The organism is Pseudomonas ekonensis, assembly GCF_019145435.1.
Taxonomy (GTDB): domain Bacteria; phylum Pseudomonadota; class Gammaproteobacteria; order Pseudomonadales; family Pseudomonadaceae; genus Aquipseudomonas; species Aquipseudomonas ekonensis.
Genome location: NZ_JAHSTS010000001.1, coordinates 21,700 through 33,952 on the forward strand (window position 1 = coordinate 21,700; position 12,253 = coordinate 33,952).

Annotated in this window: 25 protein-coding genes; all 25 read left to right on the forward strand. The window is 56.0% G+C overall.

What is annotated here, in order from left to right:
- Positions 1-2 precede the first annotated feature (2 nt).
- The 25 genes from rplD (at position 3) to KVG96_RS00235 (ending at position 12,234) form a co-directional block, all read left to right on the forward strand.
- Complete coding sequence (gene rplD / locus KVG96_RS00115) at positions 3-605, forward strand: 50S ribosomal protein L4 (RefSeq protein WP_007924200.1); 603 nt, start codon at positions 3-5, stop codon at positions 603-605.
- The gene (gene rplW, locus KVG96_RS00120) at positions 602-901 is read left to right on the forward strand and encodes a 50S ribosomal protein L23 (protein WP_002555488.1); all 300 of its coding nucleotides are present in this window, start codon (positions 602-604) and stop codon (positions 899-901) included. The genes rplD and rplW overlap by 4 nt, the downstream gene beginning before the upstream one ends.
- Before the next feature lie 14 nt (positions 902-915).
- Entirely contained in the window at positions 916-1,740 is an 825-nt protein-coding gene (rplB, locus tag KVG96_RS00125; protein WP_011063775.1) for a 50S ribosomal protein L2, read from the forward strand.
- Between the two features lie 16 nt (positions 1,741-1,756).
- On the forward strand, positions 1,757-2,032 hold the full coding sequence (rpsS, locus tag KVG96_RS00130) for a 30S ribosomal protein S19 (protein ID WP_085585806.1): 276 nt from the start codon (positions 1,757-1,759) through the stop codon (positions 2,030-2,032).
- 11 nt (positions 2,033-2,043) lie between these two features.
- Positions 2,044-2,376: a 50S ribosomal protein L22 gene (gene rplV, locus KVG96_RS00135; RefSeq protein WP_003304070.1), complete on the forward strand. Its 333-nt coding sequence runs from the start codon at positions 2,044-2,046 to the stop codon at positions 2,374-2,376.
- A gap of 13 nt (positions 2,377-2,389) precedes the next feature.
- Entirely contained in the window at positions 2,390-3,076 is a 687-nt protein-coding gene (gene rpsC / locus KVG96_RS00140; RefSeq protein WP_003176422.1) for a 30S ribosomal protein S3, read from the forward strand.
- Positions 3,077-3,088: 12 nt separating this feature from the next.
- Complete coding sequence (gene rplP / locus KVG96_RS00145) at positions 3,089-3,502, forward strand: 50S ribosomal protein L16 (protein ID WP_003228729.1); 414 nt, start codon at positions 3,089-3,091, stop codon at positions 3,500-3,502.
- Positions 3,502-3,693 (forward strand): 50S ribosomal protein L29, encoded by a 192-nt coding sequence (rpmC, locus tag KVG96_RS00150; protein WP_002555481.1) that lies wholly within the window; start codon positions 3,502-3,504, stop codon positions 3,691-3,693. The genes rplP and rpmC overlap by 1 nt, the downstream gene beginning before the upstream one ends.
- Positions 3,694-3,695: 2 nt before the next feature.
- On the forward strand, positions 3,696-3,962 hold the full coding sequence (gene rpsQ, locus KVG96_RS00155) for a 30S ribosomal protein S17 (protein WP_003194644.1): 267 nt from the start codon (positions 3,696-3,698) through the stop codon (positions 3,960-3,962).
- Positions 3,963-3,985: 23 nt separating this feature from the next.
- The gene (gene rplN, locus KVG96_RS00160; RefSeq protein ID WP_024778329.1) at positions 3,986-4,354 is read left to right on the forward strand and encodes a 50S ribosomal protein L14; all 369 of its coding nucleotides are present in this window, start codon (positions 3,986-3,988) and stop codon (positions 4,352-4,354) included.
- A gap of 11 nt (positions 4,355-4,365) precedes the next feature.
- Positions 4,366-4,680: a 50S ribosomal protein L24 gene (rplX, locus tag KVG96_RS00165; RefSeq protein WP_003186046.1), complete on the forward strand. Its 315-nt coding sequence runs from the start codon at positions 4,366-4,368 to the stop codon at positions 4,678-4,680.
- A 20-nt stretch (positions 4,681-4,700) separates the two neighbouring features.
- Positions 4,701-5,240, forward strand: coding sequence for a 50S ribosomal protein L5 (gene rplE / locus KVG96_RS00170; RefSeq protein WP_022641376.1), 540 nt, complete (start codon positions 4,701-4,703; stop codon positions 5,238-5,240).
- A 13-nt stretch (positions 5,241-5,253) separates the two neighbouring features.
- On the forward strand, positions 5,254-5,559 hold the full coding sequence (gene rpsN / locus KVG96_RS00175; protein WP_022641375.1) for a 30S ribosomal protein S14: 306 nt from the start codon (positions 5,254-5,256) through the stop codon (positions 5,557-5,559).
- Positions 5,560-5,767: 208 nt separating this feature from the next.
- A complete protein-coding gene (gene rpsH / locus KVG96_RS00180; protein ID WP_003228724.1) occupies positions 5,768-6,160 on the forward strand; it encodes a 30S ribosomal protein S8 in 393 nt (130 codons plus the stop codon).
- A gap of 12 nt (positions 6,161-6,172) precedes the next feature.
- Positions 6,173-6,706: a 50S ribosomal protein L6 gene (rplF, locus tag KVG96_RS00185; RefSeq protein WP_085585808.1), complete on the forward strand. Its 534-nt coding sequence runs from the start codon at positions 6,173-6,175 to the stop codon at positions 6,704-6,706.
- A gap of 10 nt (positions 6,707-6,716) precedes the next feature.
- Positions 6,717-7,067: a 50S ribosomal protein L18 gene (rplR, locus tag KVG96_RS00190; protein ID WP_085585810.1), complete on the forward strand. Its 351-nt coding sequence runs from the start codon at positions 6,717-6,719 to the stop codon at positions 7,065-7,067.
- Positions 7,068-7,070: 3 nt separating this feature from the next.
- Positions 7,071-7,571: a 30S ribosomal protein S5 gene (rpsE, locus tag KVG96_RS00195; RefSeq protein ID WP_085585812.1), complete on the forward strand. Its 501-nt coding sequence runs from the start codon at positions 7,071-7,073 to the stop codon at positions 7,569-7,571.
- A 2-nt stretch (positions 7,572-7,573) separates the two neighbouring features.
- Positions 7,574-7,750 (forward strand): 50S ribosomal protein L30, encoded by a 177-nt coding sequence (rpmD, locus tag KVG96_RS00200; protein ID WP_026144795.1) that lies wholly within the window; start codon positions 7,574-7,576, stop codon positions 7,748-7,750.
- Between the two features lie 3 nt (positions 7,751-7,753).
- Complete coding sequence (rplO, locus tag KVG96_RS00205) at positions 7,754-8,191, forward strand: 50S ribosomal protein L15 (RefSeq protein WP_003228720.1); 438 nt, start codon at positions 7,754-7,756, stop codon at positions 8,189-8,191.
- Complete coding sequence (gene secY / locus KVG96_RS00210; RefSeq protein WP_003228718.1) at positions 8,192-9,520, forward strand: preprotein translocase subunit SecY; 1,329 nt, start codon at positions 8,192-8,194, stop codon at positions 9,518-9,520.
- A 27-nt stretch (positions 9,521-9,547) separates the two neighbouring features.
- Positions 9,548-9,664 (forward strand): 50S ribosomal protein L36, encoded by a 117-nt coding sequence (gene rpmJ / locus KVG96_RS00215; RefSeq protein ID WP_002555468.1) that lies wholly within the window; start codon positions 9,548-9,550, stop codon positions 9,662-9,664.
- Between the two features lie 130 nt (positions 9,665-9,794).
- Positions 9,795-10,151, forward strand: a complete 357-nt coding sequence (gene rpsM / locus KVG96_RS00220) for a 30S ribosomal protein S13 (protein WP_003186020.1) — start codon at positions 9,795-9,797, stop codon at positions 10,149-10,151.
- Between the two features lie 30 nt (positions 10,152-10,181).
- Positions 10,182-10,571, forward strand: coding sequence for a 30S ribosomal protein S11 (rpsK, locus tag KVG96_RS00225; protein WP_002555466.1), 390 nt, complete (start codon positions 10,182-10,184; stop codon positions 10,569-10,571).
- Between the two features lie 18 nt (positions 10,572-10,589).
- Positions 10,590-11,210, forward strand: coding sequence for a 30S ribosomal protein S4 (rpsD, locus tag KVG96_RS00230; RefSeq protein WP_011063772.1), 621 nt, complete (start codon positions 10,590-10,592; stop codon positions 11,208-11,210).
- Between the two features lie 22 nt (positions 11,211-11,232).
- Positions 11,233-12,234 carry a DNA-directed RNA polymerase subunit alpha gene (locus tag KVG96_RS00235; protein WP_003186012.1) on the forward strand — a complete coding sequence of 334 codons (1,002 nt, stop codon included), beginning with the start codon at positions 11,233-11,235 and terminating at the stop codon, positions 12,232-12,234.
- Positions 12,235-12,253 lie beyond the last annotated feature (19 nt).

Here is a 12,253-nt window from a genome sequence, read left to right on the forward strand (position 1 = left end):
ACATGCAATTAAATGTAAATGACGCTCAAGCGATCGAAGTTTCCGAACTGACATTTGGCGGCGAGTTCAACGAGACGCTGGTTCACCAAGCAGTCGTGGCCTACATGGCTGGCGGCCGTCAAGGTAGCAAGCAGCAGAAGACCCGTTCCGACGTTTCCGGTGGCGGCAAGCGCCCATGGCGTCAGAAAGGTACTGGCCGTGCTCGTGCCGGTACTATCCGTAGCCCAATCTGGCGCGGCGGCGGCACCACCTTCGCAGCTCGTCCACAAGATCACTCCCAGAAGCTGAACAAGAAGATGTACCGCGCAGCAATGCGTTCCATCCTTGCTGAGCTGGTGCGTACTGATCGTCTGGTCGTGGTTCAGGATTTCGCTGTTGAAACTCCGAAAACCAAAGATCTGCTGGGTAAGCTGAACAACATGAGCCTGACCGACGTTCTGATCGTGTCGGACGCTGTTGACCAGAACCTGTACCTGGCTGCTCGCAACCTGCCGCACGTAGATGTACGTGACGTGCAAGGTTCCGATCCAGTTAGTCTGATCGCATACGACAAGGTGTTGATCACCGTGTCGGCCGTGAAGAAATTCGAGGAGCTGCTGGGATGAACCAGGAACGCGTATTTAAAGTTCTGCTTGGCCCGCACGTTTCCGAGAAGGCTACGGTTCTGGCAGACAAGAAAGGCCAGTTCGTTTTCAAGGTTGCCACTGACGCAACCAAGCTGGAAATCAAGAAGGCCGTCGAAAGCCTGTTCAGCGTGAAAGTGGAGCGCGTGACTACCCTGAACGTTCTGGGTAAGAGCAAGCGTACCGCTCGCGGTCTGGGCAAGCGTAATGACTGGAAGAAGGCAGTTATCTCCCTTCAGCCAGGCCAAGATCTCGATTTCAGCAGCAGTGCTGAGTAAGGAAGGGGTGCATCATGGCAATCGTTAAATGCAAACCGACTTCCCCTGGCCGCCGTTTTGTGGTCAAGGTGGTCAACCAGGAGCTGCACAAAGGCGCTCCTCACGCACCGCTGCTCGAGAAAAAATCGAAGTCTGGTGGTCGTAACAACAATGGCCGCATCACCACTCGTCACGTTGGTGGTGGTCATAAGCAGCATTACCGTCTGGTCGACTTCCGTCGCAACGACAAAGACGGCATCGCCGCCACTGTCGAGCGTATCGAATACGATCCAAACCGTACCGCTCACATCGCCCTGCTGCTGTACGCAGATGGCGAGCGTCGCTACATCATCGCCCCTAAAGGCGTGAGCGCTGGTGACCAGCTGATCGCAGGTGCCCTGGCACCGATCAAGCCGGGCAACGCTCTGCAGCTGCGCAACATTCCAGTTGGTAGCACCGTACACGGCATCGAACTGAAGCCAGGTAAAGGCGCACAGATCGCTCGTTCCGCTGGTGCTTCGGCTCAGCTGGTCGCTCGTGAAGGCGTTTATGTGACCCTGCGTCTGCGTTCCGGTGAAATGCGTAAAGTCCTGGCTGAATGCCGTGCGACCCTGGGCGAAGTCTCGAACTCCGAGCACAGCCTGCGTTCGCTGGGTAAAGCCGGTGCCAAACGCTGGCGTGGCGTTCGCCCAACCGTTCGTGGTGTTGCCATGAACCCGGTTGACCACCCACATGGTGGTGGTGAAGGTCGTACCTCTGGTGGTCGTCATCCGGTATCGCCATGGGGCTTCCCGACTAAGGGCGCGAAGACTCGTGGTAATAAGCGTACCGACAAAATGATCGTCCGTCGTCGCAAGTAAATAGAGGGATACGACAGTGCCACGTTCTCTGAAAAAAGGTCCATTTATTGATCTTCACCTACTGAAGAAGATCGAAGTGGCGGCGGAAAAGAACGATCGCAAACCAGTTAAGACCTGGTCGCGTCGTTCGATGATCCTGCCACAAATGGTCGGTCTGACCATCGCAGTACACAACGGTCGTCAGCACGTCCCAGTTCTCGTCAACGAAGACATGGTCGGCCACAAACTGGGCGAGTTCGCCGGTACCCGCAACTATCGCGGGCACGTGGCAGACAAGAAAGCCAAGCGTTAAGGGGTAAGGAAATGGAAGTAGCCGCTAAGTTGTCGGGCGCTCGAATCTCCGCCCAGAAAGCCCGCTTGGTCGCCGACCAGATCCGCGGGAAGAAGGTGGGCGATGCGCTCAACCTGCTGGCTTTCAGCAGTAAGAAAGCCGCCGAGATCATGAAGAAAGTGCTGGAGTCGGCCGTAGCCAACGCCGAGCATAACGAAGGCGCAGACGTTGATGACCTGAAGGTCAGCACCGTGTTCGTCAACGAAGGGCGTTCGCTGAAGCGCATCATGCCACGTGCCAAAGGCCGTGCTGATCGCATCGTCAAGCGGTCTTGCCATATCACTGTCAAGGTTGCTGACAAGTAACGGAGTCGAAGAGATGGGTCAGAAAGTACATCCCATTGGCATTCGCCTGGGAATCGTCAAGGAGCACACCTCCGTCTGGTACGCAGACGGTCGGACTTATGCGGACTACCTGTTCGCTGATCTGAAGGTGCGTGAGTACCTCCAAGACAAACTAAAAAGCGCGTCCGTAAGCCGTATCGATATTCATCGTCCGGCTCAAACTGCACGCATCACCATCCACACCGCTCGTCCAGGTATCGTTATCGGGAAGAAAGGTGAAGATGTTGAAAAACTGCGTCAGGACCTGACCAAGCAAATGGGTGTGCCTGTGCACATCAATATCGAAGAGATCCGCAAGCCGGAGCTCGACGGTATGCTGGTTGCCCAGAGCGTAGCTCAGCAGCTGGAGCGTCGTGTGATGTTCCGTCGCGCCATGAAGCGCGCCGTACAGAACGCCATGCGCATTGGTGCCAAAGGCATCAAAATCCAAGTGAGCGGTCGTCTCGGCGGTGCTGAAATCGCACGTACTGAATGGTATCGCGAAGGTCGTGTGCCACTGCACACCCTGCGTGCCGACATCGACTATGCCAACTACGAAGCTCACACCACCTACGGTGTGATCGGTGTAAAGGTTTGGATCTTCAAAGGCGAAGTGATTGGTGGTCGCCAGGAAGAGCTGAAGCCGCAAGCACCAGCGCCTCGTAAAAAAGCTGCTAAGTAAGGGGTACGCCAAATGTTGCAACCAAAGCGTACGAAGTTCCGCAAGCAAATGACCGGCCACAACCGTGGTCTGGCACTGCGCGGTAGCAAAGTCAGCTTCGGCGAGTTCGCGCTGAAGTCTGTTGCTCGTGGTCGTCTCACCGCTCGTCAGATCGAGTCGGCACGTCGTGCCCTGACCCGTCACGTAAAACGTGGCGGCAAGATCTGGATCCGTGTATTCCCGGACAAGCCTATCTCCAAAAAACCACTCGAAGTTCGGATGGGTAAAGGTAAGGGTAACGTCGAATACTGGGTTGCCCAGATTCAGCCAGGCAAAGTCCTGTATGAAATCGAGGGTGTTTCTGAAGAGCTGGCGCGTGAGGCTTTCGCCCTGGCTGCTGCAAAGCTGCCGCTCGCCACCTCCTTTGTTAAACGGACGGTGATGTGATGAAAGCGAATGAACTTCGTGAAAAATCCGCACAGCAGCTGAACGAGCAACTGCTCGGCCTGCTGCGCGACCAGTTCAATCTGCGCATGCAGAAGGCAACTGGCCAGTTGGGGCAGTCTCATCTGCTCTCGCAAGTTAAGCGTGACATCGCTCGCGTGAAAACTGTGCTCAACCAGCAGGCAGGTAAGTGATCATGGCTGAAGCCGAAAAAACTGTCCGTACGCTGACTGGCCGTGTTGTCAGCGACAAGATGGACAAAACCATCACCGTTCTGATCGAGCGTCGCGTTAAGCACCCGATCTACGGTAAATACGTTAAGCGTTCGACTAAGCTGCACGCGCACGACGAAACCAATCAGTGCCACATCGGCGACAAAGTCACTATTCGTGAAACTCGTCCGATGGCCAAGACCAAGTCTTGGGCGCTGGTTGATGTTCTCGAACGCGCTGTGGAAGTCTAAGGGCTAGGGGTCGGAGAAATTATATGATTCAGACTCAATCCATGCTCGATGTGGCCGATAACAGCGGCGCTCGCCGCGTTATGTGCATCAAGGTGCTGGGTGGCTCCCATCGTCGTTACGCTGCCATTGGCGACATCATCAAGGTTACCGTGAAGGAAGCAATTCCTCGCGGTAAGGTGAAAAAAGGCCAGGTAATGACTGCTGTCGTAGTCCGTACCCGTCACGGCGTACGTCGTGCCGATGGCTCCATTATCCGCTTTGATGGCAACGCTGCTGTTCTGCTGAACAACAAGCAAGAGCCGATCGGCACCCGTATCTTTGGGCCAGTGACCCGTGAGCTTCGTACTGAGAAGTTCATGAAGATCGTCTCGCTCGCCCCAGAAGTGCTGTAAGGAGATCCGACATGCAAAAGATTCGTCGTGACGACGAGATCATCGTGATCGCCGGCAAAGACAAAGGTAAGCGCGGTAAGGTGCTGAAGGTTCTCGCTGACAACCGTCTGGTTGTCGGTGGTCTGAACCTGGTCAAGCGTCATACCAAGCCTAACCCGATGTCGGGCGTACAGGGCGGTATCGTCGAGAAAGAAGCGCCACTGCACGCTTCCAACGTCGCCATCTTCAACGGCGAAACCAACAAGGCTGACCGCGTTGGTTTCAAAGTAGAAGACGGTAAGAAAATTCGTGTCTTCAAGTCGACCCAAAAAGCGGTTGATGCTTGAACACTGCTAGGTAGAAGACCATGGCACGACTCCAAGAGATTTACCGGAAGGAAATCGCACCGAAACTTAAGGAAGAACTTAAGCTTTCGAACGTGATGGAAGTTCCGCGCGTTACCAAAATCACTCTGAACATGGGTCTGGGCGAAGCGATCGGTGACAAGAAAGTCATCGAGCACGCGGTAGCTGACCTGGAAAAGATCACCGGCCAAAAAGTCGTTGTGACTCACGCTCGTAAATCCATCGCGGGCTTCAAAGTCCGTGAAGGCTGGCCGATCGGTGTCAAAGTGACCCTGCGCCGTGAGCGTATGTACGAGTTCCTGGATCGTCTGCTGTCGATCTCCCTGCCTCGGGTTCGCGACTTCCGCGGCCTGAATGCCAAGTCCTTCGACGGTCGTGGCAACTACAGCATGGGCGTGAAAGAGCAGATCATCTTCCCGGAAATCGACTACGACAAGATCGATGCTCTGCGCGGTCTGGACATTACCCTGACCACCACTGCCAAGAACGATGACGAAGGCCGCGCTCTGCTGCGTGCTTTCAAATTCCCGTTCCGCAACTGATTGGAGTAGGAAAATGGCCAAGAAGAGCATGAAGAACCGTGAGCTGAAGCGTCAGCTCACCGTTGCCAAGTACGCCGCCAAGCGTGCAGCGCTGAAAGCGATCATCGTCGATCTGAACGCAAGTCCAGAAGCACGTTGGGAAGCTACCGTAGCCCTGCAGAAGCAACCACGTGACGCAAGCGCCTCGCGCATGCGTAACCGTTGCCGCCTGACCGGTCGTCCGCACGGCGTTTACCGCAAGTTCGGCCTGGGCCGTAACAAGCTGCGTGAAGCTGCCATGCGTGGTGACGTGCCAGGTCTGGTGAAAGCCAGCTGGTAAGCGCCTTCAAAACCCCGGTGGCCGGCTCGAAAGAGTCAGACCGCCGGTGGTCTTGAACTTGAATCAAGCCCCTTTTGGGGCTTGATTCATTTCCGGGGGGTGTCTAGAATGACCGGCTCGCCTGAGCCCGTGTTTTTTGTGCCCGGAATTTCTCGGCGACAAGTAGTAGCCGCAAGGCTAATTTTTCTGTTTTAGGAGCGTCTAGCCCATGAGTATGCAGGACCCGTTAGCGGACATGCTAACTCGAATCCGTAATGCCCAGATGGCTGAAAAGTCCGTCGTAAGCATGCCGTCTTCCACGCTGAAGGTGGCTGTAGCAAAAGTCCTGAAGGACGAAGGTTACATCGCGGGTTATCAGATCAGCAGCGAAACCAAACCTCTGCTGTCCATCGAGCTGAAGTACTTCGAAGGCCGTCCGGTCATCGAGGAAGTCAAGCGCGTCAGCCGTCCAGGCCTGCGCCAGTACAAGTCCGTCGAAGATCTGCCAAAAGTACGTGGCGGCCTCGGCGTGTCTATCGTCTCCACCAACAAAGGTGTGATGACTGATCGTGCTGCGCGCGCTGCCGGTGTCGGCGGCGAAGTTCTTTGCACAGTGTTCTAAGGGGGGATAAGCATGTCTCGCGTCGCTAAGAACCCCGTTAAGCTGCCGGCCGGCGTCGAAATCAAATTCGTAGGCCAACAGCTTTCGGTGAAGGGTGCCAAGGGCACTCTCGAACTGAACGTCCATTCGTCCGTTGAGATCGTTGAAGAAGCCGGTGAGCTGCGTTTCGCTGCTCGCAATGGCGATCAACAGACCCGCGCAATGGCCGGTACCACTCGTGCGTTGGTAAACAACATGGTCCAGGGCGTAAGCCAAGGCTTCGAGCGCAAGCTCCAGCTGGTCGGTGTTGGTTACAAGGCGCAAGCAAAAGGTCAGGTTCTGAACCTGGCTCTTGGCTTCTCGCACCCTGTGGATTACGAACTGCCGGCAGGCATCACTGCTGAGACTCCTAGCCAGACCGATATCCTGATCAAGGGCATCGACAAGCAGCTGGTAGGTCAAGTGGCCGCCGAGATCCGCGACTTCCGTCCACCAGAGCCTTACAAAGGTAAAGGTGTGCGCTACGCGGACGAAGTCGTCCGTCGTAAAGAAGCCAAGAAGAAGTAGGGCATAGCAAATGACCGACAAAAAAGTTACTCGACTGCGTCGCGCTCGCAAAGCACGCCTGAAAATGCACGAACTCGAAGTCGTGCGTCTCTGCGTGTTCCGCTCTTCGCAGCACATCTACGCCCAGGTCATTTCGGCCGACGGCAACAAAGTCCTGGCCAGCGCCTCGACTTTGGATAAAGAACTGCGTGATGGTGCCACCGGCAACATCGACGCGGCCACTAAGGTTGGCCAGCTGGTCGCTACGCGTGCTAAGGCCGTGGGCGTCTCGCAGGTGGCTTTCGACCGCTCTGGCTTCAAGTACCACGGCCGCGTTAAGGCGCTGGCTGATGCTGCTCGTGAAGCTGGGCTGGAGTTCTAAGTTATGTCAAATAACGACCAAAAGCGCGACGAAGGCTACATCGAGAAGCTGGTTCAAGTTAACCGCGTAGCCAAAACCGTTAAAGGCGGCCGTATCTTCACTTTCACCGCGTTGACCGTGGTGGGTGACGGTAAGGGTCGCGTTGGCTTCGGCCGTGGCAAGTCGCGTGAAGTGCCTGCTGCGATCCAGAAGGCAATGGAAGCTGCTCGCCGCAACATGATCCAGGTTGATCTGAACGGCACCACCCTGCAGTACGCCACCAAGTCCGCCCACGGCGCGTCGAAGGTGTACATGCAGCCTGCTTCTGAAGGTACCGGTATCATCGCTGGCGGCGCAATGCGTGCCGTTCTCGAAGTTGCTGGCGTTCAGAACGTTCTGGCCAAGTGCTACGGCTCGACCAACCCTGTAAACGTGGTTCACGCCACTTTCAAGGGTCTGAAGGCCATGCAGTCTCCTGAGTCCATTGCCGCCAAGCGTGGCAAGCGCGTTGAGGAGATCGTCTGATCATGGCTACCGTAAAAGTAACGCTGATCAAAAGCACCAGCGGCCGCATCCCTAGCCACAAACTGTGCGTGAAGGGTCTGGGTCTGCGTCGCATCGGTCACACTGTAGAAGTTCAGGATACTCCCGAGAATCGCGGGATGATCAACAAGGCCTACTACATGCTGCGTGTCGAGGGTTAATCGATGAAACTCAATGATCTGAGTCCAGCGCCGGGTTCCCGTCGCGAAAAGCATCGTCCGGGCCGTGGTATCGGTAGCGGTTTGGGTAAGACTGGTGGCCGTGGTCACAAAGGTCAGACCTCCCGTTCCGGTGGCACCATCGCTCCAGGCTTTGAAGGCGGTCAACAGCCGCTGCACCGTCGCCTGCCGAAGTTCGGTTTCGTTTCCCTGAAAGCCATGGATCGCGCAGAAGTGCGTCTGTCCGAGCTGGCCAAGGTGGAAGGCGACATCGTCACCGTGCAGTCCCTGAAAGATGCCAACGTGATCAACGTCAACGTACAGCGCGTGAAAATCATGCTGTCCGGTGAAGTGACTCGCGCTGTCACTATCGGCAAGGGAATCGGCGCCACCAAAGGTGCGCGCGCGGCTATCGAAGCAGCTGGCGGCAAGTTCGAGGAATAAATGGCTAAGCAAGGTGCTCTCTCTGCGCTCGGCAAAGGCGGTATGTCTGAACTCTGGGCTCGTCTGCGTTTTCTGTTCCTGGCGATCATCGTCTACCGAATAGGCGCACACATCCCGGTTCCAGGTATCAACCCGGACCGTCTCGCAGACCTGTTTCGACAGAATGAGGGGACCATTCTTAGCTTGTTCAACATGTTTTCCGGCGGCGCGCTGGAGCGGATGAGCATCTTTGCACTGGGGATCATGCCGTACATTTCGGCATCGATCATCATGCAGCTGATGACCGCCGTCAGCCCGCAGCTGGAGCAGTTGAAGAAGGAAGGTGAAGCTGGCCGTCGCAAGATCAGCCAGTACACCCGCTACGGCACCGTCGTCCTGGCTCTCGTCCAGGCCATTGGCATGTCCATTGGCCTGGCGGGGCAGGGCGTTGCGTTCACTGGTGACTTCGGCTTCCATTTCGTCGCGGTATCCACGTTTGTGGCTGGCGCGATGTTCATGATGTGGCTGGGTGAGCAGATTACTGAGCGTGGTGTAGGCAACGGTATCTCGATGCTGATTTTTTCGGGTATCGTCGCCGGTCTTCCGAGAGCGATCGGGCAGTCTTTCGAGTCTGCGCGTCAGGGTGACATCAACATTTTCGCCCTGGTTGCCATCGGTCTGCTGGCAGTAGCGATTATCGGTTTCGTGGTGTTCATTGAGCGTGGTCAGCGTCGTATCGCCGTTCACTACGCCAAGCGTCAGCAGGGCCGCAAGGTCTTTGCTGCGCAGACCAGCCACTTGCCGCTGAAAGTGAACATGGCCGGTGTCATTCCGGCTATTTTCGCAAGCAGCATTCTGCTGTTTCCGGCTTCGTTGGGTGCCTGGTTCGGTCAGTCTGAAGGTATGGGCTGGTTGCAGGACATCTCGCAGTCGATCGCTCCTGGTCAGCCGTTGAATATTCTGCTGTTTAGTGCAGGGATTATTTTCTTCTGCTTCTTCTATACGGCGTTGATGTTCAATCCGAAAGACGTAGCGGAAAACCTGAAGAAGTCCGGTGCCTTTATTCCGGGCATCCGTCCAGGTGAGCAGTCAGCGCGCTACATTGATGGCGTTCTGACTCGCTTGACCATGTTCGGTGCTCTTTACATGACGGCCGTGTGCCTGCTGCCCCAGTTCCTGGTGGTTGCGGCAAACGTTCCGTTCTACCTTGGCGGGACCTCGTTGCTGATCGTGGTCGTGGTTGTGATGGACTTTATGTCCCAAGTACAATCGCACCTCGTTTCGCACCAGTACGAATCCCTGATGAAGAAAGCCAACCTGAAGGGTTACGGCAGCGGCATGTTGCGCTGAGTACCCATAAGGTTCGAGGAGTTGGTGATGAAAGTTCGTGCATCGGTGAAAAAGCTGTGCCGTAACTGCAAGATTATTCGCCGCGAAGGTGTTGTTCGAGTAATTTGCAGCGCGGAACCGCGTCACAAGCAGCGCCAAGGCTGAGTGTGATCGTGCTTCAAGCCCGGCAGCTAGTGTGCTGCCGGGTTGATTATTTGTTATTACAGCGATATTATCTCGCGCCCTATTTCTTGGCTTCCGGGGCGTAGGTAGCTGTCAATTGGAGTCCCACTGAATGGCCCGTATTGCAGGCGTTAACATTCCAGATAACAAGCATACTGTTATCTCGCTGACCTACATCTATGGTGTCGGTCGCACTACCGCGCAGAAAATCTGTGCGGTGACTGGGGTAAACCCAGCAGCAAAGATCAAGGATCTGAGCGACGAGCAAATTGAACAGCTGCGTGGCGAAGTCGCGAAGTTCACCACTGAAGGTGACCTGCGTCGCGAAATCAACATGAAAATCAAGCGCTTGATGGACCTCGGTTGCTATCGCGGTCTGCGTCATCGTCGTGGTCTGCCAGTACGCGGTCAGCGTACCAAGACCAACGCGCGTACCCGTAAAGGTCCGCGTAAGCCGATCCGCAAGTAATCGCCCCAGCGAATCGACAGGAATTTAATCATGGCAAAACCTGCTGCTCGTCCTCGTAAAAAAGTTAAAAAGACAGTGGTTGATGGCATCGCCCACATCCATGCCTCTTTTAACAACACCATCGTGACCATCACCGACCGTCAAGGTAACGCTCTTTCCTGGGCTACCTCCGGTGGTTCGGGTTTCCGCGGTTCCCGCAAGTCCACCCCGTTCGCGGCTCAAGTAGCTGCTGAGCGTGCTGGTCAAGCTGCGCTGGAATACGGCCTGAAAAACCTCGACGTGAACGTCAAGGGCCCAGGTCCAGGTCGTGAATCCGCAGTCCGCGCTCTGAACGGCTGTGGCTACAAGATCGCCAGCATCACCGACGTGACGCCAATCCCGCACAACGGGTGCCGTCCGCCGAAGAAGCGCCGCGTGTAATCCAGGAGATTGTAAAGAATGGCTCGTTACATTGGTCCAAAATGCAAACTGGCTCGTCGCGAAGGCACCGATCTCTTCCTGAAGAGCGGCGTGCGCGCGATCGAATCGAAGTGCAACATTGAAGCAGCACCTGGTATCCACGGCCAGCGCCGCGGTCGCCAGTCCGACTACGGCACCCAACTGCGTGAGAAGCAGAAGGTTCGTCGTATCTACGGCGTTCTCGAGCGTCAGTTCAGCGGCTACTACAAGCAAGCCGCTGGCAAGAAAGGTGCAACCGGTGAAAACCTGCTGCAACTGCTCGAATGCCGTCTGGACAACGTCGTATACCGTATGGGCTTCGGCTCCACCCGTGCCGAATCCCGTCAGCTGGTATCGCACAAGTCGATCAGCGTTAACGGCCAGACCGTAAACGTTCCGTCCTACCAGGTTCGTGCTGGTGACGTGGTCGCTGTTCGCGAGAAGGCAAAAAACCAACTTCGCATTGTCCAAGCTCTCGATCTGTGTGCTCAACGTGGCCGCGTAGAGTGGGTAGAAGTAGACACTGAGAAGAAGTCGGGCGTTTTCAAGAACGTTCCAGCTCGCAGTGATCTGTCCGCCGACATCAACGAAAGCCTGATTGTCGAGCTCTACTCCAAGTAAGGGCTAGAAAATAGGTGCATCCATGCAGATTTCGGTAAATGAGTTCCTGACACCCCGCCATATTGATGTGCAGGTTGTCAGTCCAACCCGCGCCAAGATCACCCTCGAGCCTCTCGAGCGTGGTTTTGGCCACACCCTGGGCAACGCGCTGCGCCGCATCCTGTTGTCCTCAATGCCCGGCTGCGCAGTAGTCGAGGCCGAGATTGACGGTGTGCTCCACGAGTACAGCGCCATCGAAGGTGTACAGGAAGACGTAATTGAAATCCTGTTGAACCTTAAAGGTCTGGCTATCAAGCTGCACGGCCGTGACGAAGTTACGCTGACCTTGTCGAAGAAGGGTTCGGGGGTGGTTACCGCTGCCGATATTCAGCTGGATCATGATGTCGAGATCGTTAACCCCGATCACGTAATCGCTAACCTGGCGTCCAACGGCGCCCTGAACATGAAGCTCACCGTAGCTCGTGGTCGTGGTTATGAGCCGGCCGACTCGCGTCAAAGCGATGAAGACGAAAGCCGCAGCATCGGTCGCTTGCAGCTCGACTCTTCGTTCAGCCCGGTTCGCCGTATCGCATACGTGGTGGAAAACGCCCGTGTCGAGCAGCGCACCAACCTGGACAAGCTGGTTATTGATCTGGAAACCAACGGTACCCTGGATCCTGAAGAGGCCATCCGTCGTGCTGCAACCATCCTGCAACAGCAGTTGGCTGCGTTCGTCGACCTCAAAGGTGACAGTGAGCCAGTGGTTGTCGAGCAGGAAGACGAGATCGATCCGATCCTGCTTCGCCCGGTTGACGATCTGGAACTGACTGTACGTTCGGCCAACTGCCTTAAGGCGGAAAACATCTACTACATCGGCGACCTGATTCAGCGCACCGAAGTAGAGCTGTTGAAGACTCCGAACCTGGGCAAGAAATCCTTGACCGAAATCAAGGACGTTCTGGCCTCCCGCGGTCTGTCCCTCGGCATGCGCCTCGACAACTGGCCGCCTGCAAGTCTTAAGAAGGACGACAAGGCGACTGCCTGATCGTCGTAATCACCGAACG

Coding starts and splice junctions, on each gene's coding strand:
- rplD (WP_007924200.1), top strand. CDS start 3: ATGCAATTAAATGTAAATGACGCTCAAGCGATCGAAGTTTCCGAACTG.
- rplW (WP_002555488.1), top strand. CDS start 602: ATGAACCAGGAACGCGTATTTAAAGTTCTGCTTGGCCCGCACGTTTCC.
- rplB (WP_011063775.1), top strand. CDS start 916: ATGGCAATCGTTAAATGCAAACCGACTTCCCCTGGCCGCCGTTTTGTG.
- rplV (WP_003304070.1), top strand. CDS start 2,044: ATGGAAGTAGCCGCTAAGTTGTCGGGCGCTCGAATCTCCGCCCAGAAA.
- rpsC (WP_003176422.1), top strand. CDS start 2,390: ATGGGTCAGAAAGTACATCCCATTGGCATTCGCCTGGGAATCGTCAAG.
- rplP (WP_003228729.1), top strand. CDS start 3,089: ATGTTGCAACCAAAGCGTACGAAGTTCCGCAAGCAAATGACCGGCCAC.
- rpmC (WP_002555481.1), top strand. CDS start 3,502: ATGAAAGCGAATGAACTTCGTGAAAAATCCGCACAGCAGCTGAACGAG.
- rpsQ (WP_003194644.1), top strand. CDS start 3,696: ATGGCTGAAGCCGAAAAAACTGTCCGTACGCTGACTGGCCGTGTTGTC.
- rplN (WP_024778329.1), top strand. CDS start 3,986: ATGATTCAGACTCAATCCATGCTCGATGTGGCCGATAACAGCGGCGCT.
- rplX (WP_003186046.1), top strand. CDS start 4,366: ATGCAAAAGATTCGTCGTGACGACGAGATCATCGTGATCGCCGGCAAA.
- rplE (WP_022641376.1), top strand. CDS start 4,701: ATGGCACGACTCCAAGAGATTTACCGGAAGGAAATCGCACCGAAACTT.
- rpsN (WP_022641375.1), top strand. CDS start 5,254: ATGGCCAAGAAGAGCATGAAGAACCGTGAGCTGAAGCGTCAGCTCACC.
- rpsH (WP_003228724.1), top strand. CDS start 5,768: ATGAGTATGCAGGACCCGTTAGCGGACATGCTAACTCGAATCCGTAAT.
- rplF (WP_085585808.1), top strand. CDS start 6,173: ATGTCTCGCGTCGCTAAGAACCCCGTTAAGCTGCCGGCCGGCGTCGAA.
- rplR (WP_085585810.1), top strand. CDS start 6,717: ATGACCGACAAAAAAGTTACTCGACTGCGTCGCGCTCGCAAAGCACGC.
- rpsE (WP_085585812.1), top strand. CDS start 7,071: ATGTCAAATAACGACCAAAAGCGCGACGAAGGCTACATCGAGAAGCTG.
- rpmD (WP_026144795.1), top strand. CDS start 7,574: ATGGCTACCGTAAAAGTAACGCTGATCAAAAGCACCAGCGGCCGCATC.
- rplO (WP_003228720.1), top strand. CDS start 7,754: ATGAAACTCAATGATCTGAGTCCAGCGCCGGGTTCCCGTCGCGAAAAG.
- secY (WP_003228718.1), top strand. CDS start 8,192: ATGGCTAAGCAAGGTGCTCTCTCTGCGCTCGGCAAAGGCGGTATGTCT.
- rpmJ (WP_002555468.1), top strand. CDS start 9,548: ATGAAAGTTCGTGCATCGGTGAAAAAGCTGTGCCGTAACTGCAAGATT.
- rpsM (WP_003186020.1), top strand. CDS start 9,795: ATGGCCCGTATTGCAGGCGTTAACATTCCAGATAACAAGCATACTGTT.
- rpsK (WP_002555466.1), top strand. CDS start 10,182: ATGGCAAAACCTGCTGCTCGTCCTCGTAAAAAAGTTAAAAAGACAGTG.
- rpsD (WP_011063772.1), top strand. CDS start 10,590: ATGGCTCGTTACATTGGTCCAAAATGCAAACTGGCTCGTCGCGAAGGC.
- KVG96_RS00235 (WP_003186012.1), top strand. CDS start 11,233: ATGCAGATTTCGGTAAATGAGTTCCTGACACCCCGCCATATTGATGTG.